Source organism: Lentzea flaviverrucosa (assembly GCF_003350445.1).
Classification (GTDB): Bacteria; Actinomycetota; Actinomycetes; order Mycobacteriales; family Pseudonocardiaceae; genus Lentzea; species Lentzea californiensis.
Window position 1 is genome coordinate 425389 of the sequence record NZ_QQAU01000003.1, and the last position, 17822, is coordinate 443210.

The 17822-nt window shown below is 70.5% G+C and carries 16 protein-coding genes; 4 read left to right on the plus strand and 12 right to left on the minus strand.

All coding sequences use genetic code 11. The annotated features are described in order from the left end of the window. The first annotated feature begins 44 nt into the window (after nucleotides 1-44). A complete protein-coding gene (gene add, locus DFR72_RS11870) occupies nucleotides 45-1073 on the plus strand; it encodes an adenosine deaminase (RefSeq protein WP_090062652.1) in 1029 nt (342 codons plus the stop codon). Here add and DFR72_RS44965 read toward each other — a convergent pair. Together DFR72_RS44965 and DFR72_RS47465 are read right to left on the minus strand one after the other, a co-directional pair. Continuing rightward, the gene (locus DFR72_RS44965) at nucleotides 989-1327 is read right to left on the minus strand and encodes a hypothetical protein (RefSeq protein ID WP_090062650.1); all 339 of its coding nucleotides are present in this window, start codon (nucleotides 1325-1327) and stop codon (nucleotides 989-991) included. The two genes, add and DFR72_RS44965, sit on opposite strands and share 85 nt — an antisense overlap. Continuing rightward, nucleotides 1327-1461 carry a hypothetical protein gene (locus DFR72_RS47465; protein ID WP_256237254.1) on the minus strand — a complete coding sequence of 45 codons (135 nt, stop codon included), beginning with the start codon at nucleotides 1459-1461 and terminating at the stop codon, nucleotides 1327-1329. The genes DFR72_RS44965 and DFR72_RS47465 overlap by 1 nt, the downstream gene beginning before the upstream one ends. A gap of 409 nt (nucleotides 1462-1870) precedes the next feature. On the opposite strand from DFR72_RS47465, the gene hrpA reads away from it, so the two are divergent. Beyond that, nucleotides 1871-5737 carry an ATP-dependent RNA helicase HrpA gene (gene hrpA, locus DFR72_RS11875; RefSeq protein ID WP_090062649.1) on the plus strand — a complete coding sequence of 1289 codons (3867 nt, stop codon included), beginning with the start codon at nucleotides 1871-1873 and terminating at the stop codon, nucleotides 5735-5737. A 48-nt stretch (nucleotides 5738-5785) separates the two neighbouring features. Beyond that, a complete protein-coding gene (locus DFR72_RS11880) occupies nucleotides 5786-6295 on the plus strand; it encodes a hypothetical protein (protein WP_090062647.1) in 510 nt (169 codons plus the stop codon). A 95-nt stretch (nucleotides 6296-6390) separates the two neighbouring features. Here DFR72_RS11880 and DFR72_RS11885 read toward each other — a convergent pair whose 3' ends face one another. The 3 genes from DFR72_RS11885 to DFR72_RS11895 are packed head-to-tail and all read right to left on the minus strand — an operon-like array spanning nucleotide 6391 to nucleotide 9173. Further along, a complete protein-coding gene (locus tag DFR72_RS11885; RefSeq protein WP_090062645.1) occupies nucleotides 6391-7155 on the minus strand; it encodes an ATP-binding cassette domain-containing protein in 765 nt (254 codons plus the stop codon). Further along, complete coding sequence (locus tag DFR72_RS11890) at nucleotides 7152-8153, minus strand: ABC transporter permease (protein WP_090062644.1); 1002 nt, start codon at nucleotides 8151-8153, stop codon at nucleotides 7152-7154. The genes DFR72_RS11885 and DFR72_RS11890 overlap by 4 nt, the downstream gene beginning before the upstream one ends. 3 nt (nucleotides 8154-8156) lie before the next feature. Beyond that, a complete protein-coding gene (locus DFR72_RS11895) occupies nucleotides 8157-9173 on the minus strand; it encodes a sugar ABC transporter substrate-binding protein (protein WP_090062642.1) in 1017 nt (338 codons plus the stop codon). A 144-nt stretch (nucleotides 9174-9317) separates the two neighbouring features. Between DFR72_RS11895 and DFR72_RS11900 the strand changes: the two genes are divergently transcribed. Beyond that, nucleotides 9318-10349 carry a LacI family DNA-binding transcriptional regulator gene (locus DFR72_RS11900; protein WP_090062641.1) on the plus strand — a complete coding sequence of 344 codons (1032 nt, stop codon included), beginning with the start codon at nucleotides 9318-9320 and terminating at the stop codon, nucleotides 10347-10349. On the opposite strand, the gene DFR72_RS11905 is transcribed toward DFR72_RS11900, so the two are convergent. The 7 genes from DFR72_RS11905 to DFR72_RS11935 all read right to left on the minus strand — a co-directional run bounded on the left by DFR72_RS11905 (nucleotide 10342) and on the right by DFR72_RS11935 (nucleotide 17783). Further along, a complete protein-coding gene (locus tag DFR72_RS11905; protein ID WP_090062640.1) occupies nucleotides 10342-11109 on the minus strand; it encodes an alpha/beta hydrolase in 768 nt (255 codons plus the stop codon). The genes DFR72_RS11900 and DFR72_RS11905 overlap by 8 nt on opposite strands. Nucleotides 11110-11125: 16 nt before the next feature. Beyond that, the gene (locus DFR72_RS11910) at nucleotides 11126-11557 is read right to left on the minus strand and encodes a hypothetical protein (protein ID WP_143086561.1); all 432 of its coding nucleotides are present in this window, start codon (nucleotides 11555-11557) and stop codon (nucleotides 11126-11128) included. A gap of 58 nt (nucleotides 11558-11615) precedes the next feature. Beyond that, nucleotides 11616-12584, minus strand: coding sequence for a PP2C family protein-serine/threonine phosphatase (locus tag DFR72_RS11915; RefSeq protein WP_090062637.1), 969 nt, complete (start codon nucleotides 12582-12584; stop codon nucleotides 11616-11618). Then, nucleotides 12584-14716 (minus strand): serine/threonine-protein kinase, encoded by a 2133-nt coding sequence (locus DFR72_RS11920; protein ID WP_090062635.1) that lies wholly within the window; start codon nucleotides 14714-14716, stop codon nucleotides 12584-12586. The genes DFR72_RS11915 and DFR72_RS11920 overlap by 1 nt, the downstream gene beginning before the upstream one ends. Before the next feature lie 13 nt (nucleotides 14717-14729). Continuing rightward, nucleotides 14730-15683 (minus strand): glutamate ABC transporter substrate-binding protein, encoded by a 954-nt coding sequence (locus DFR72_RS11925; protein ID WP_090062634.1) that lies wholly within the window; start codon nucleotides 15681-15683, stop codon nucleotides 14730-14732. Then, complete coding sequence (locus DFR72_RS11930) at nucleotides 15680-16921, minus strand: hypothetical protein (protein ID WP_245982830.1); 1242 nt, start codon at nucleotides 16919-16921, stop codon at nucleotides 15680-15682. Before DFR72_RS11930 ends, DFR72_RS11925 begins: the two co-directional genes overlap by 4 nt. Nucleotides 16922-17027: 106 nt before the next feature. Beyond that, nucleotides 17028-17783: a TetR/AcrR family transcriptional regulator gene (locus DFR72_RS11935; protein ID WP_211335395.1), complete on the minus strand. Its 756-nt coding sequence runs from the start codon at nucleotides 17781-17783 to the stop codon at nucleotides 17028-17030. Nucleotides 17784-17822 lie beyond the last annotated feature (39 nt).

The following is a 17822-nucleotide window of genomic DNA, read 5'->3' on the forward strand; positions in this document are numbered from 1 at the left end:
AATGCCGGGCGCCCGCTGACGGGCCTTGGGTAGCGTCGCGCCCCATGCATGACCTCGCGGCGCTGCCCAAAGCCCACCTGCACGTGCACCTCGAAAGCACCGTGCGCACGGACACCCTCGCGGAACTCGCCGAGCACCACGGCGTCGACGTCCCCGCCGTGCAGGCCGGGGCGTTCGACGGCTTCGCGCAGTTCGCCGCCCACAACGGGGCAGTGCGGGACTGCCTGCGGCGAGCCGAGGACTTCCACCGGATCGCGTACGAGTTCTGCGCCGAGGAAGCAGCGCAGGGGACCCGGTACGCCGAAGTCACGTTCACCGCGGCAGCGCACGGAGAACGACTCGGTGATCCGGACATGCCGCTCGAGGCGGTGTTGTCCGGGCTCGCCGCAGGACAGGCCGCCCACGGCATCGAATGCCGTGTGATCGTGGACCACCCCAGGAAGCGATCGGTTGCGCGACTGCGCGACTCACTGCGGCTCGCTCTGGCGCACCCGCAGGTCGTGGCCATCGGGACGGCCGGCGCGGAGGACTACCCGCTCACCCCGTTCGCCGCCGTGTTCCGAGCCGCCCGCGAAGCCGGGGTCGGACTCGTGCACCACGCCGGGGAGTGCTGCGGAGCACCCAGTGTCGCCGAGGCCGTGACCGTCGGGCTCGCCGACCGGATCGGGCACGGTTTCCGGGCGCTCGACGACCCGGAAGTCGTCGCGCTGCTGCGGGACCGCGCCATACCGCTCGAAGCCTGCCCGTCGTCGAACGTCGCGCTGGGACTGGTCGAATCCCTCTCCTCTCATCCGCTGCCACTGCTCATGGACGCCGGGCTGACCGTCACGCTCAGCACCGACATCCCCGCCTCCACCGGCACCACGCTCACCGGCGAATACCGCCTGCTGCGCGAGCACCTCGGCTTCGACGACGACGCCCTCGCCCGCATCGCCACCAACGCCGTCGACGCGTCCTTCGCGCCGCAGGACACGAAAACCTCGCTGCGTCAGGACATCGCGGCCTGGCGGGCCGGCTCGAAACACACCAGCCCGTGCCGCGACGCCAGCAACGCCACCAGATCCAGCACCTGACGCTGCCCCGGCCACACCACGTGCACGATCACCGCGTCCACCCCCACCGTCAGCGCCTGGTCCCACGACACCGGCGACCCGGGATCAGGCGACGTGCGCCGCAACTCCCGCACGAACGCCGCCACCGCCGGCTCGAACGCGCCCAGCGGCGAGGAACGCAACTCCGCATAGCGGGCCGCCGCCTCCGGGAAGGACGCCGGGCCGGGAGCCCGCCACACCACCACGTCGACCGGAACCTCCACGGGCACGGCCATCACGCCACCTCCCCGAACAACGCACTCGTCCGCGCGACCCGCGCGCGCACCACGGCCAGGGCGGTGATGCGCCACCCCAGCCGGCCGTCCTGACCGGAGGATTCCGCCAGGGCCCAGAACGCGTTCAGGTCCATGCCGAGAACGCTAGCGAGAGGGTCTGACAATTTTTGAAGCGTCGACATCACCGCAGGTCAGAAACCACCCGATGCCGTGATTCGTCCCGCAGGCCATGAACCCGGCCGGACGTGCCGGGCCGGACGTGCCGGGCCGGGCCGGGCCGGGCGACCTGAAGAGAACACACGACCTGGAACTCGGCTGCGCCGCGAACCACGTCTCGCCGCGAAGTAGGCGATCTCACCCGCAGGCGGCAACACGAGCCGGCCGACCGGCCACTCCCGGTGTTTCCCCAGTTCAGACGCGGACGACACCGCGTGACCGACCCGCTTCCGGGAGCCCGCCACGACCGTGCCGCCACGCCGGTGACGGGGTCTGGCGGTTATTGACGCGAGCGAACCCGCACGCCCTGTCTATCCTTGAACCCAAATGGACACCCCGCACGCTGAACTGCACAAACGCCTGCCCGAGCTCATGCCGCGTGATCAACGCCGGCTCGCCAGGCGCCTCGACGGCGCACGCAAGGTCAAAGACCCCCTGGCGCGCAAGAAGATCACCGAGGAGATCGCCGCCCAGATCGACGAGGCCGCGCTCAAGGTCGCGCTGCGCAGGGAGTCCGTTCCCCAGATCAGCTACCCGGCCGAGCTGCCGGTCAGCCAGCGCAAGGACGACATCAAAGAGCTGATCGCGAACCACCAGGTCGTGATCGTCGCCGGCGAGACCGGGTCGGGCAAGACCACGCAGCTGCCCAAGATCTGCCTGGAACTGGGCCGCGGCATCACCGGCCAGATCGGCCACACCCAGCCGCGCCGCATCGCCGCGCGCACCGTCGCCGAACGCGTCGCGGAGGAGCTGGGCACCAAGCTCGGTGACACGATCGGCTACAAGGTCCGGTTCACCGACCAGTCCGGTGACGAGACGCTGGTTAAGCTCATGACCGACGGCATCCTGCTCGCCGAGATCCAGACCGACGCCACCCTGTCGCGCTACGACACGATCATCATCGACGAGGCCCACGAACGCAGCCTCAACGTCGACTTCCTGCTCGGCTACCTCAAGCAGCTCCTGCCGCGCCGCCCCGACCTCAAGGTCGTCATCACCTCCGCCACGATCGACCCGCAGCGCTTCAGCCAGCACTTCGGCGACGCCCCGGTCATCGAGGTCTCCGGCCGCACCTACCCCGTCGAGACCCGCTACCGGCCGCTGGAGGAGGACGACGACCAGACCCAGGGCATCATCAACGCCGTCCGCGAACTGCAGGCCGAAGGCCCCGGCGACGTGCTGGTGTTCCTCTCCGGTGAACGGGAGATCCGCGACACCGCCGACGCCCTCAAGCAGGAGGACCTGCGCAACACCGAGATCCTCCCGCTCTACGCGCGCCTGTCCGTGGGCGAGCAGCACCGGGTGTTCCAGCGTCACACCGGCCGCCGCGTCGTGCTCGCCACCAACGTCGCCGAGACCAGCCTCACCGTGCCGGGCATCAAGTACGTCGTGGACCCTGGCAACGCCCGCATCTCCCGCTACAGCCACCGCCTCAAGGTCCAGCGCCTGCCGATCGAGCCCATCAGCCAGGCGTCGGCGAACCAGCGCAAGGGCCGCTGCGGCCGCGTCAGCGAAGGCATCTGCATCCGCCTGTACTCCGAGGAGGACTTCGAGGCCCGCCCGGAGTTCACCGACGCGGAGATCCTGCGCACCAACCTCGCCAGCGTCATCCTGCAGATGACCAACATCGGCCTGGGCGACGTCGCGGCGTTCCCGTTCATCGACCCGCCCGACTCCCGCAACATCAACGACGGCATCGGCCTGCTCCAGGAGCTCGGCGCGATCAACGCCGCCGAGAAGAAGCTCACCGCGACCGGCCGTAAACTCGCCGCGCTGCCGGTCGACCCGCGGCTGGGCCGCATGGTCCTCGAGGCCGACACCACCGGCTGCCTCAAAGAGGTCATGATCATCGCCGCGGCGCTGTCCATCCAGGACCCCCGCGAACGCCCCGCCGACCAGCAGGAAGCCGCGACCCAGCAGCACGCGAGGTTCGTCGACAAGGAATCCGACTTCACGACGTTCCTCAACCTGTGGCAGTACCTCAAGGAACAGCAGAAGGAACTGAGCGGCAACCAGTTCCGCAAGCGCTGCAAGGCCGAGTTCCTCAACTACCTGCGCGTGCGCGAGTGGCAGGACATCTACCTGCAGCTGCGCCAGGTCGCCAAGCAGATCGGCATGCACGTCAACGACCAGCCCGGCGACCCGCGCAACATCCACATCGCGCTGCTGTCCGGGCTGCTCAGCCACATCGGCGTCCAGGACGTCCTCAAGAAGCAGGCCCCCGGCGAGAAACGGCGTCCGCTCACGGAGTTCCTCGGCGCCCGCAACGCCAAGTTCGCGATCTTCCCCGGCTCGGTGCTGGCCAAGAAGCCACCGCAGTGGGTGATGGCCGCCGAACTGGTCGAGACCAGCCGCCTGTGGGGCCGCATCGCCGCCAAGATCGAACCCGAGTGGGCAGAACGCCTCGGCGAGCACGTCGTCAAACGCCAGTACAGCGAGCCGCACTGGGAGAGCAAACGCGGCAGTGTCGTCGCCCTGGAGAAGGTCACGCTCTACGGGGTGCCGATCGTCGCCGGTCGCAAGGTCAACTACGGCCGCATCGACCCCGAGCTCTCCCGTGAGCTGTTCATCCGCCACGCGCTCGTGCAGGGGGAGTGGACCACGCACCACCGGTTCTTCCACACCAACCGCGCGCTGCTCGACGAGGTCGGCGAACTGGAGAACCGGGCACGGCGCCGCGACATCGTCGTCGACGAGGAGACGCTGTACGACTTCTACGACGAACGCGTCGCCCCCGAGGTCGTGTCCGCCCGACACTTCGACTCGTGGTGGAAGAAGCAGAAGGACAAGAACCAGCTGACCTTCACCAAGGACATGCTGGTCAACGACCGCGCCGACGTCACCCCCGACGCCTACCCCGACCAGTGGCGCCAGGGCGAGCTCACGCTGCCGCTGAGCTACCACTTCGAGCCCGGCACGAAGAACGACGGCGTCACCGTCCAGCTCCCTCTGCCCGCGCTCACCGCGCTGGACGACGACGCGTTCTCCTGGCAGATCCCCGGCCTGCGCCACGACCTCGTCGTCGCGCTCATCCGCTCGCTGCCCAAGCAGATCCGCCGCAACTTCGTGCCCGTCCCCGACGTCGCCACCGCCGTCCTCTCGCGCATCAACCCCAAGGACACCAGCCTGCTCAGCGGTGTCGAGCGGGAGCTGCGGGCGTTGACCGGCGTGACCGTGCAGCGCGAGGACTGGCAGTTCGACGCCGTTCCCGACCACCTCAAGCTCACCTTCCAGGTCGTCGACGACCAGAACCGCACCCTCGCCGAAGGCAAGGACATCGCGGCGCTGAAGGAGAAGCTGCGCGACGAGGTCCGCGCGTCGCTGAGCCAGGCCGCCGGCCACCTCGAACGCACCGGCCTGACGACGTGGGACTTCGACGCCCTGCCCAAGACCGTCGAGCAACGGCAGTCCGGCATCACCGTCACCGCCTACCCCTCGCTGCTCGACCGGGGCGACACCGTCGCGATCAAGGTCCTCGACACCCCGGGCCGGCAGGCCTACGCGCACCGCCGCGGTGTGCGCAGACTCCTGCTGCTCGGCGTCAACTCGCCCGTCAAGCACCTGCAGCGCCACCTCGACAACGCGGCCAAGCTCGCGCTCACCCGCAACCCCCACGGCGGCGTCGCCGCGCTGCTGTCGGACTGCATCATGGCCGCCGTCGACCGGCTCATGGGCGAGCCCGCCTGGGACGCCAAGTCCTACGCCGCCCAGCTCAAGAAGGTCCAGGCCGCGCTGAACGACACCACCTGGGTCGTCGTGCAGGAGGTCCGCAAGGTCCTCGAAGCCGCGCACGAGGCCGAACTGGCGCTGAGCGGTCTCAAGGGCGCACCGGACTCGGCCAACGACATCCGCGCGCACCTCAACTCGCTGGTGTACAAGGGGTTCGTCACCCGCACCGGCTACGACCGGCTGCCCGACCTGGTGCGCTACCTCAAGGGCATCGCGCGGCGCATCGAGAAGCTGCCCGAGAACCCGCGCCGTGACCTCGACTGGACGGCGCAGGTGCACCAGGTCCACGCCGAGTACCGGGAGTTGCGGGCGCAGACGCCGGCCGACGAGCCTTCGCCGGAACTCGACGAGATCCGGTGGATGATCGAGGAGCTGCGTCTGTCGTACTTCGCTCAGACCATCAAGACCCGGTACACGATCAGCGATAAGCGGATCTACAAGGCGCTGGACGCCGTGCCCTTGTAGACCTCGCTACCGTGGAACATGCACTTCCCTGGGGATTCCACATGGCAGGTGTCCTGCCGCAGCGGTAACACCTTCGCCCTCTACACCCGCGACGCACTCGGCATCAGCACACCCATCGCCGACTCGATCCCACGCCTGACCCCGCCTGTCCCGCGGATGCGCGACGCGTACGTGCCGGAGACCTTCGGGGCGGCGTGGGACCGGTGGTGGACGCAGTCCTACGACCACGGCGGCGGAGGCCGCCCGCCGGTCGGCCTGCCCCAGCAGATGCGCGCCGCCTACGCCCAGTGGTCACCGAACCAGGCCTCGCCCACACGGAGCGGGGCGCGCGACGACGCCAGAGCGGGCTTCCAGGTCGTGCTCGAGGAGATCGTCGACCAGCTCACCGGCGAACTCGGTCACCCGCCCGTCTTCGACGTCCAGCTGGTCCAGATCCCCGTCGAAGGCCAGTTCTGGCGCCGCGTCGACAAGCGCACCGCACTGGTGTCCGACGAGCTGCAGGCCTCCCGCAACGTCCTCGCGCCGCTGGAGTCGGTCCTGCGCGAGCTCTCCCAGTAGCGCGTCCCCCGTGGGGCGGAGCCGTACCGCCACCGACGTCGCACGCAGAGGCGCGGACGGCCGGTGGCGGTACGTGATCGACAACCCCTTCGGAGTCAGTCAGGCGGTTCCATGGCGCCGGTCATGATCGCCACCGCGTCCGACATCGACACCGACTTCGGGTCCACCACCGCCTTGCGCCGGCCCAGGCGCTGGATGTGGATGCGGTCGGCCACCTCGAACACGTGCGGCATGTTGTGGCTGATCAGGATGACCGGCAGGCCGCGGTCGCGGACCTGCAGGATCAGGTCCAGCACCGCGCGGGACTCCCGCACGCCCAGTGCCGCCGTCGGCTCGTCCATGATCACGACGCGGCTGCCGAACGCCGCCGCGCGTGCCACTGCGACGGCCTGGCGCTGGCCGCCCGAGAGGGTTTCCACCGCCTGGCCGGGGTTTTGGATCGTCATGATCCCCAGCGCGTCGAGCTGGCGGCGTGCCTCCTCCCGCATGCCGGCGCGGTCGAGCATCCGGAACACCGAGCCGAGCACGCCCTTGCGGCGCAGCTCCCGGCCCAGGAACAGGTTCGCGGCGATGTCGAGCGATGGGGAGACCGCCAGCGACTGGTGCACCGTCTCGATGCCCGCGTTGCGCGCGTCCAGAGGCGTCGAGAACGACACGGGGGAGCCGTCGAGCAGGACCTCGCCCTCATCGGGCACCACGGCGCCGGACAGGGCCTTGATCAGCGACGACTTGCCCGCGCCGTTGTCGCCGATGACCGCGAGGATCTCGCCCGGCAGCAGCTCCAGGTCCGAGCCCGCCAGCGCCGTCACCCTCCCGTACCGCTTGACCAGGCCCGTCGCCTGCAGGATCGGGGTGGTCATGCCTTCACCTTCCTGATCCACTGGTCCAGCGACACCGCCACGATGATCAGCACACCGACCGCCATCGTCTGCCACAGCACGTCCACCCCGGCCAGTGCGAGGCCGTTGCGGAACACGCCGACGATCAGCGCGCCGATCAGCGACCCCACCACCGCGCCGCGGCCGCCGAACAGCGACGTCCCGCCGATCACCACCGCGGTGATCGAGTCCAGGTTGTCGGTCTGGCCCGCCTGCGGGCTCGCCGAGGCGATCCGGCCGATCAGCGTCCACGCCGCCACCGCGTAGATCAGCCCCGCCGTCGCGTACACGCTCAAGAGCACCCGCGCCGTGCGGATGCCCGACAGGCGCGACGCCTCCAGGTCGTCACCCGTGGAGTAGACGTGCCGGCCCCACGCGGTGTTCTTCAGCACGAACGCCATCGCCGCCACCAGCACCACCAGCAGGATCGAGCCGTAGGTGATGCGCGTGCCGCCGACGGTGAACGTCTGCCCGGTCCACAGCAGCAGCGAGGGCATGTCCGAGCCGCGGATCGTGGCGCTGCCCGAGTACCAGAGGTTCAACGCGAAGAACACGTTCAGCGTGCCCAGCGTGACGATGAACGGCGGCAGCTTCAGCCGCGTCACCAGCATGCCGTTGAGCAGGCCGCACACCGTGCCCACCAGGAACCCCAGCAGCAGCGCGGGCAGCCCCGGCAGGCCGGTCTCCGAGGCGACCTTCGCCATCACGATCGAGGTCAGCACCATGATCGCCCCGCACGACAGGTCGATGCCCGCCGTCAGGATCACGATCGTCTGCCCCACCGCGAGCGTGCCCACCACCGCGACCTGCTGCAGGATCAGCGAGATGTTGCCCGGCGTCAGGAACCGCTCCGACAACAGCGCGAACACGATCACCGACGTCAGCAGCACCACCGCCGGGCCGATGGTCGCCTGGGCGTGCAGCACGTGCTGCACGCGTGTCAGCAGCGAGCGGTCCCGCTGCTCCACCACGGCCGTCATGGCTCAGCCCCAGCAGTTCTGCAGGCCGAACGCCGAATCCTTCGACTCCACGCCCTCGGCCGGCTGGTCGGTGATCAGCGTGACGCCGGTGTCGGTGTTCTGCGGCTTGGAGCCGTCCTTGGCGAACTTCGAGACCGCCTCCACGCCCAGCTGCGCCATCTTGAGCGGGTACTGCTGCGAGGTCGCGCCGATCACGCCCGCCTTCACGTTGTCCACGCCAGGACAGCCGCCGTCGACCGAGACGATGACGACGTCCTTCTCCTTGCCCGCCGCCTTGAGCGCCTCGTAGGCGCCCGCCGCCGCGGGCTCGTTGATCGTGTAGACCAGGTTGATCCCGGGGTCCTTCTGCAGCAGGTTCTCCATCGCCGTGCGGCCACCCTCCGGGGCGCCGTCGGTCACGTCGTGGCCCACGATCCGCGGGTCGGACTCGTCGCCGATGCGGTTCTTGTCCTTCACGTCGACGCCGAAGCCCTCCAGGAACCCCTGGTCGCGCTGCACGTCCACCGACACCTGGTTCGGGTTGAGGTCCAGCAGCGCGATCTTGGCCTGCTTGCCGTCCTTGGCGAACTTCGCCTTCGCCCACTGCCCGATCAGCAGACCGGCCTTGTAGTTGTCGGTCGCGAACGTCGCGTCGGCGGCGTTCGCCGGCTCCAGCTGCGTGTCCAGCGCGATCACCAGCAGGCCCGCCGCCCGCGCCTTGTCCACCGACGGCACGATCGCCTTCGAGTCGCTCGGCGTGATCAGGATGCCCTTCGCGCCCGAGGCGATCAGGTTCTCGATCGCGTCGACCTGCGACTGGTTGTCGCCGTCCTGCTTGCCCGCGAACGACTGCACCGTCGCCCCCGACGAGGTCGCCGCCTGCTGCGCGCCCTCCTTCATCTTCACGAAGAACGGGTTCGTGTCCGTCTTCGTCACCAGGCCCACCAGCGTCGCCGCACCGCCGGAGGACCCACCACCCCCGCACGCGGTGGCGAACACGAGCAACGCCGCTGCGCCGACAACCCCGGCCGTTCTGCGCATGACAACTCCTACGTCAACGTTGACGTAACCGGCCCTACGCGGACTCACCGCGAGTTGCGGTGGAGCGGCTACGTTTTGATGGAGTTCGGTATACCGTTGCGTCATCGTTGACGCAAGAGTCGTAGGACGTGAGCGGGGCGGGACATGGATCAGACCGGCGAGAGACGCGAACCCACGATGCGCGACGTCGCGGCGCTGGCGAAGGTCAGCATCAAGACCGTCTCGCGCGTCATCAACGACCTGCCCGGAGCGGGCGCCGAGGTCACCGACCGCGTCCGCGCCGCCGCCCGCAGCCTGGGCTACCGGCCCAACCTCACCGCCAGCAGCCTGCGCCGCTCCGACCGCCGCAGCGCCACCATCGGCGTGCTGTTCGAAGACCTCTCCAACCCCTTCGACGCCGCCCTGCTGCGCGCCGTCGAGGACCACGCCCGGCGCAGCGGTGTGCTCGTGCTCGCCGGCAGCACCGAGGACGACCACACCCTGCAACGCGAACTGCTCCTGTCGCTGTCCGCGCGCCGAGTCGACGGCGTCGTCGTCATGGCCGCCGGCGGCCACCAGGACGCCCTGCAGCACGAACGCGAACGCGGCACCCCGATGGTGCTCGTCGACCGGCCGCCCACCTTCGGCGGCACCGACTGCGTCACCACCACCAACCGCGACAGCTCCCGCGCCGCCGTGCTCGAGCTCGCCGCCCTGGGCCACCGCGACATCGCGTTCCTCGGCGACCGCAGCACCCTGTGGACCAGCCAGGAGCGCTACACCGGCTACCTCGAAGGCCTCGCCCAGGCCGGTCTCACCCTGCGCGAGGAGCTCGTGCGCACCGGCCTGCACGGCGTCGACGTCGCCGAGACCGCCACCGCCGCGCTGCTCGGCCTCGACCGGCCGCCCACGGCGCTGTTCACCGCGCAGAACCTCGTCACCGTCGGCGCCATGCGCGTGCTGCGCGCCCGTGACCTGCACCGGCGCGTCGCCGTCATCGGCTTCGACGACTTCCCGCTCGCCGACCTGCTCGACCCCGCCGTCACCGTCGTGCGCCAGGACGTCCCCGGCATCGGCCGCAGGGCCGCCGAGCTCATCCTCGCCCGCATCGACGGCGACACCTCACCGCCCGTGCACGCCGTCGTCCCCGCCGCCCTCGTGCCCCGCGGCTCCGGTGAGATCGCGCCGCTCAGCTGACCGACAGCACCGCGTCGATGACCTGCGGCCCCGACAGCAACACCTCGTCGTTGTGGTCCGCGCCGTCGATCTCGATCAGCCTCGCCCGCGCCGCCGTCGCCACCTCGCGGCTCTGCGCGGGCGGCACGATCGAGTCCCTCGTCCCCAGCAGCACCACGGTCGGAACGTCCAGGCTGGACACCCGTTCCACCACCGGGTACTTGTCCTGCAGCAGCATCTTCACCGGCAGCCACGGGTAGTGGTGCGACCCGGCCGCGGCCAGCGAGGTGAACGGTGAGCGCAGCACCATGCCCTTGGGGGCGCGGAACGTCGCGAGCTCCGCGGCCACCGCCGCGCCCAGCGACTCGCCGAAGTAGACGACCGGCCCGTCGATCAGGTCCAGCGCCGCCCGCGCGTCGAAGGTCAGGCCCTCCTCCGAGGGAAGGCCGGGGTTGCCGCCGTAGCCGCGGTAGTCGAACAGCAGCACCGACAACCCCCGCGAGGTGAGCGCCCGCGCCAGCGACACCCGGCCCTCGCGGTTGCCGCCGTTGCCCGGGAACACCACCACCGTCACCGGCGCGTCGGGCAACTCGAAGTGCCAGCCGTCGAGCATCAGGCCGTCCGCCGTCACCAGCCGGACGTCACGCCCGCCGGGCAGCACCTCGTCCGCACTCGGCAGCGGACCGGGGGAGGGGAAGTACACGAGCTTGCGCTGGAAGGTGAAGACCACGGCGACGATGGTGACAACCACCGCCAACGCGATCAACACCGCCCTCCTCATCGGACCATGATGACGGTCAGCAGCGCTTGTCGGTGAACTCCTGCCAGCCGTAGCTCGGGTCGTTGACCAGGTCGACGAACGTGCCCGAGGCCCGCGTGCACTTCGACAGCGTGTCCGTGCCCTTCGACCAGGTCGCCTGCTTGTTGCGCGTCTTCACGTACCCCGCCGGGTTCGCGCCGTCCGGGTAGATCGCCGTGCCCACCTCGAACGCCCGGCCCTTGCTGATCCACGAGTCCCACACCCACACGTACGACCAGTTCTTCCCGCAGCCCTTGAACTGCTTCACCGACGCCACGATCGAGCTCGAACTCGTGCCGGTCTGGATGTACGCGGTGCTCCCGATCTGCGTCACCGGGCCACAGCCGGGCGCCGACTCCGCGTGCGCCACCCCCGAGGACGACCCCGCCAGCACGAAAGCGGCCACCGCCGCGACAGAAACGAATCTCACGCCCCGACGGTGACCGCTCCCGGTTAGCCAGCGGTAAATCACTACAACGAGTGAACTTCTACGGCTCCGGTGCGAACGGCACCAGCACCACGGTGATGTTGTCGTGCCCGCCCGCGTCCAGCGCGACCTTCACGAACTCCTCCGGCCCGCACGGCAGCAGCGGCTGCAGGTCCTCGGGCTCGGGCCGGTAGTTGTGCAGCCCGTCCGAACACAGCAGGAACACTCCCGGCGACGTCGGCTTCAGCGTCACGACCTGCGGCTCGACCAGGCCGGCGTCCGCGCCGATCCACCGCGACAGCACGTGCGCGCGGCGGTCCGTGCGCGCCTGCTCCTCGGTCAGCACACCCTCCGACACCAGCTGCGCCGCCCACGTGTCGTCCGTCGTGAGCTGCTCGGAGCCCTCGTCCGACAGCCAGTACGCGCGCGAGTCGCCGACCCAGCCGATCGTCACCGACGACCCCGTGACCAGCGCGGACACGAAAGTGCACGACGGTGCGACACCGCGGGCACCCGGCTCCATGGGCTCGTTCTCCACCAGCTGCTCCACCGCGGAGCACGACGCGGCGACCGCGTCGACCATCGCCTGCTCGGCGTCCGCGGTGTCGATCAGAGCGTTGAGCAGCACGTCCACCGCGGCGTCGGCGGCGGCCTGCGAGGCCTGCTCCGCGCGCTCGGACGAGGCCACGCCGTCGCAGACGACGGCGGCGACACCCTTGCCCGCGACGTGGCCGAACGCCATCGAGTCCTCGTTGCGCGCCCGCCGCTTGCCGCGGTCCGACACACCCGAGACCGCGCCCAGCGCGTACTCGACCCGGTCACGCGCCGAGGGCTGGTGCCGGCCGCACTGGGTGCAGTAGTCCTCGTCGTCGATGTCGGGCGACCCGCACAGGATGCACGAGGCCTGCGCGGGACCGGTCGGTCCGCCCAGCGGCGTGCGGCGGACCAGCAGGTTGCGTCCGCACGCCTCGCAGAACCGGTCCTCCGCCGCGACGGGCGCGAAGCACTCCGGGCACTTCAGGGTGTCCATCAAACCAACGTCCTAGGCCTTACCGCGTTCGCGCGGTCCACCAATGCGATCCGTTCCTCCGGCGTAGCAGCGAACCGGGCCAGCGTGCGATAGCGCGCCTCTAGACCCAGCCGAAGCTCGTGTTCGGAGAGTGCACAGTCCAGCACCTTGCCCTCGGCGGCCTGATTGCGGGTCACGTAGTCGTACGCCGCCTCCAGCACCTCCGCTGAGAGCTGGGTGTGCGAATGGACGTCGATGTCCAAGGCGCGCAACCGTTCCCCGGCCGCGACGAGGTCCTCCGCGCCGCAGTCGCCGAGCTGCGCGCGGACCGCCGCGATCTGCGCCGCCAGGTGCTGCGACGACGTGTCCGGCACCGACAGCAGCACCTCGACGGCCCTGGCGCGGTCACCGCACGCCAGCAGCACCCGCGCCAGCCCGAACGCCGCCGACACGTACGAGTGATCCGTGTGCCACACCAGCTCGTACCAGCCCGCCGCGCCCTCGAGGTCCCCGACGGCCTCCGCGCACACGCCCAGCGCCAGCTTCGGCGCCGCCTCACCCGGCACCGCCGAGAACACCGCGTCGAACAGCCCCAGCGCGTCCCCCGGCCGCCCGTCGGCCAGCGCCGCGAGGCCCCGGTACCAGTCCGGGCGCCAGTCCTCCGCCGGGTCGAGCTCCGGCTCGTCGAACATCGACGGCGCCGTCAGCGACTCCAGCTCACGCAGCGCCGCCTCGGTGTCACCGGACTCGATCAGCACCCGCACGATCCGCAGCCGCACCTCCACCGTGACCTCCGGTGCCTTGCGCAGCCCCACCGGATCCGATGCCGTCGCCGTCGCCAGCCACGACGCGGCCGCGTCCGAGGTGCTCACGCTCGGCGCCGGCAACGCCAGCGCCACCTCGGACAGGTCGAGCGCGCCCTCCACGCCGAAGCGGCGGCGTTCCGGCGTGAACTGCCGCGACGGGCCCGGCCGCGGCACACCGTCCTCGATCGCCAGCACCTCGCGCAGCACGCCCGTGAGCTGCTCGGCCATGTCCTCCGCCGAGCAGAACCGCAGCTCCGGGTTCGGGTTCGTGGCGCGCAGCAGCAGCCGGTGGAACGAGGAGAACCGGCCCAGCAGCGGTTGCTCGCCCACCGTCGGCAGCCGGTCCTTGCAGCGGCCGCGGAAGTCGAACGGGAAGCTCATCACCGCCAGCGCGCGCCCGACGGTGTAGATGTCGGAGAACACCGACGGCCCGATCGCGCGGATCTCCGGCGCCTGGTAGCCGATCGTGCCGTAGATGGGGGAGTGGTGGTCGTCGATGCGCCGCACCGCGCCCAGGTCGATCAGCTTGAGCTGCTCCTCGGTGTGGATCATGTTGTCCGGCTTGAAGTCGCAGTACAGCAGCCCGACGCCGTGCAGGTAGCCGACCGCGGGCAGGATCTCCAGCACGTAGGCGATGGCCTGCGCCAGCGGCAACGCCTCGTCGCCGCGGCCGTCGCGGCGCCGCGACGTGATCATGTCCTTGATCGACTCGCCGCCGACGTACTCCATCACGATGTACTCGACGAGCTTGCCGCTCTCGCTGCTCTCGTGGCGGATGAAGTTGTGGATCTTCACGATGTTCGGGTGCTCGACCTCGGCCAGGAACCGCCGTTCCGCCAGCGCCGCCGCCATCGCGTCCGCGTCACCTGAGTCGAGCAGGCCCTTGAGCACCACCCACCGGTCGCTCACCGCGTGGTCGAGCGCCAGGTACAGCCACCCCAGGCCGCCGTGCGCCAGGCAGCCCAGCACCTCGTACTGGTCGTGCAGCACCTCACCCGGCGCGAGCTTCGGCGTGAACGAGTACGCGTGCCCGCACTGCGGGCAGAACCCCTCCACCCGGCCCGGCTTGCCGTCCTTGCGCCGCCCGACCTTCTTGCCGCACTTCGAGCAGAACCGCTTGGCCTCGGGGACCTCCGGGTTCTCCAGCACCGCGGTCTTGGGATCCCGGTAGGGCACCCGCGGCACCTCGACCAGCCCGGCACCGAGCCGGCCGCGGCTCATCGACCGGGCACTGCCACGGCGCGTGCGTCCCGAGTTCGACCGCGACACCTCCTGCGACACCGACCAGGGTGCCGTCCCCGGCGCCGTCGACGGCCCGGTCTCGGGCAGATCGAGCTCATCACTCATCGGCGGACCCCTCCTAGTCCCGATAACGCGCGACCGGCGGCGCCGGTGCCGGACCCAGCGGCGTCAGCCACCGCCCGTAGATCCCGCTCCACGTGCCGTCGGTGCGCATCCGCTCCAGCACGCCGTTGACGAACCGGACCAGGTCCTCCTGACCCTTGGGCACCCCGACGCCGTAGGACTCGTCGGTGAACCGCGCCCCCACGACCTCGGTGTACGGGTCCTGCGCCGCCAGCCCCGCCAGGATCGTGTCGTCGGTCGAGATCGCGTCGGTCTGGCCCTGCTGCAGCATGACCAGGCAGTCCGTCCAGTTCGGCACGCTCACCGTCGTCTTCGCCCGGTTGACCACGTTGCCCAGCGACGTCGACCCCGACGCCACGCACACCCGCTTGTCCGCGAGCCCCTCCACCCCGGTGATCCCGGAGTTGCGGCGCACCAGCACCCGCTGCCCCGCCTGGTAGTAGACCTGCGAGAAGTCCACGTCCTCGAGCCGGTCGCAGGTGATCGTCATGGTGCGGACCACGACGTCGACCGCGCCGCTCTGCAGCATCGGGATCCGCTCGGCCGACGTCACGACCTTGAACTGCACCTTCTTCTCGTCGCCGAACACGGCCTTGGCGATCTGGCGCGCCACGTCGACGTCGAAGCCCTCGATCTCGCCGGTGAAGGAGTTGCGGAACCCCATCAGGAACGAGTTCTGGTCCACCCCGGCGATCAACCGCCCCCGCTGCGCGATCTTCGCCATCGTCGACCCCGCGGGCATCTGACCGGCCTGGGGCAACGGTCCCGGCCGCAGGCTCGCCGTCGCGTCGCACGACGGCGCACCCGCCGAACTGCTCGGCGCCGCCGAGACCGTGCTCGCGTTCGCCGGCTGCGGAGCCGCCGCACTGCGCGGCACCACCTCGCTCGGCGCCGGTCCCGCCGAACACGCACCGAGCAGCAGCACCGCCGCCAGCGCCAGTCGCCTCATCGGTACTCCTTCAGGCGCTGCCACAGCCCCATCGTCGATCCCGCCGCGCTGATCAGCGCGAGCACCAGCACCCCGACCGCCGTGCCCGCCAGCGACGACCGCGCGACCGCCACCTCGTCGCTGAAGTCCTGCCGCGCCTCGCCGATCGACCGCACCAGAGACTGGTCCAGCGAGTCGAAGTGCGGGTTGCCGATCAGCGCCACCGCGTCGTTGTACTGCCCCGCGTCGTCGGCCTCGCGGATGCGCTGGTGCACCTGCTGCCACTGCCGGAACTCCCGCATCGCCTGGTCGACGGCCTCGGTGCTCTCCAGCGCCTTGGCGCGCTCGAGCAGGCCTTCGAGGCGTTCGGAGACCTCGACGAAGTTCTTCTCGTAGGACTGGCCCGCACCCCGCGCGACCAGCGTCAGCGTCTCCTCGCCGCGGGCGGTCAGCGTCGCGATCCGCGCCTGCGCCAGCACGTCGACCTTCTCCGAGGCGTCGCGCGAGTCCGCCACGTCGTTCATGACCAGCACCGACACCGTCGTCACCCACAACAACGACACCGCGGCCGCCCCCGTCGCCACCAGCAGGCCGACGTTGAGCAGCCGGTTCGTCTTGCGGGTCAGGTAGCGCTGGATCAGCACCAGTCCGATCACGAACGCCAGCGCCACCAGCACCGGCACGACCGGGAAGTTCGCCTCGTCCTGCGCGCGGGCCACCCGGTCGGTCTCCGCCCGGTACAGCTCCTGCGCCGCGGGCAGCAGCTGCGTGCGCATCAGTCCCGACGCCTCACGCAGGTACGCCGCACCCACCGGGAAACCCTGCCGGTTGTTCGAGCGCGCCGTCTCGATCAGCCCCGTGTAGACGGGCAGCTGCGCCGCGAGCGTGGCCGTGAGGTCGGGGGAGGAGGCCGTCGCGACCGACAGCGCCGCCTGCGCCTGCGCGATGTCCTTCTCATAGCGTTCGCGCAGCTGGGAGGGCTCCAGCCCGCCGGACAGGAACGCGCTCGCCGCCGTCGCGTCCGCGTCCTGCAACGCCCGGTAGACCTCCTGCGCCGCGTGCGCCAGGGGCTCCGACCGCGTCGCCAGGTCCTCCAGCGCCCGCTCCTGGCGGTTCACGCTCCACGTCGTCAGCCAGCCGCTCGCGAGACTGGCCACGACCAGCACCACCACGATCAGGCTCAGCCGCCCAGGGGTCGACCGCGCCAGGCCGGTGAACCGGCGCACCAGCGCCTGCCGGGGCTGCGAGTCGATCACCACGAGCGGGCCTCCCAGCGGTGAAGTTGATCGGCGTGGCGTAACTGTAGGCACCTCAAGGGCACCGCGTGGGAATTAACGACGCATCCCGGCAGGTGTCACTCAGCAGTTACAGCGCACGCGACCCGATCAGCCGCTCGACCCCGTCCAGGATCATCTCCAGCCCGAACTCGAACGAGTGCTCCGGGCTGAACGCGCTCTGGTGCACCTGCCCGACAGCGCCGCCCACCCGTGCCGCCACCGGGTAGCGGGCCGGGTCGAACACGGTCATCAGCACCGGCGCCGCCGCGTCCCACCACTGCTGATCCGTCAGCCCGGTCTCCTTCTCGGTCACCGCGGCCGCCGTCAGCCCCCGTGCCGCGTTCTGCACGTGGCCCAGCACCAGTTCGAGCACCGAGTCCATCTCCACGTCCGACAGGCCGATGCCGTCCAGCCCGCGCAGCTCGAAGTCGTACTTCGCCGCCACCTGCGGGCCCAGCACCGTGCGCGACGGCGCCACCTGCAGCAACCACGGATGCCGCCGGTAGAGCGCCAGGTTCTCCCGCGCCACGTAGGCGAGGTGCGCGCGCCAGCCCTGCGCGGGTTCCCGCCCGGTCGCGGCCTGCACCGTGTCGACCATGACGTCGATCAGCTCGCCCTTGCCCGGCACGTACGTGTAGAGCGACATCGTCCCCACGCCCAGCGACTCGGCCACGCGCCGCATCGACAGCGCCTTGAGCCCGTCGGCGTCGGCCAGCGCGATGCCCGCCTGAACGATGCGGTCCACGCTCAGGTCCGGCTTGCCCTTGCGCGACACGCGTTCCTGGGTGCGCCACAGCAACGCCAGCGTCCGCGCCGGGTCACCGCTGCCCGTGTGTTCGATCACGAGCCGCACACTACCGTACCGTATGGTGTACGGTACAGG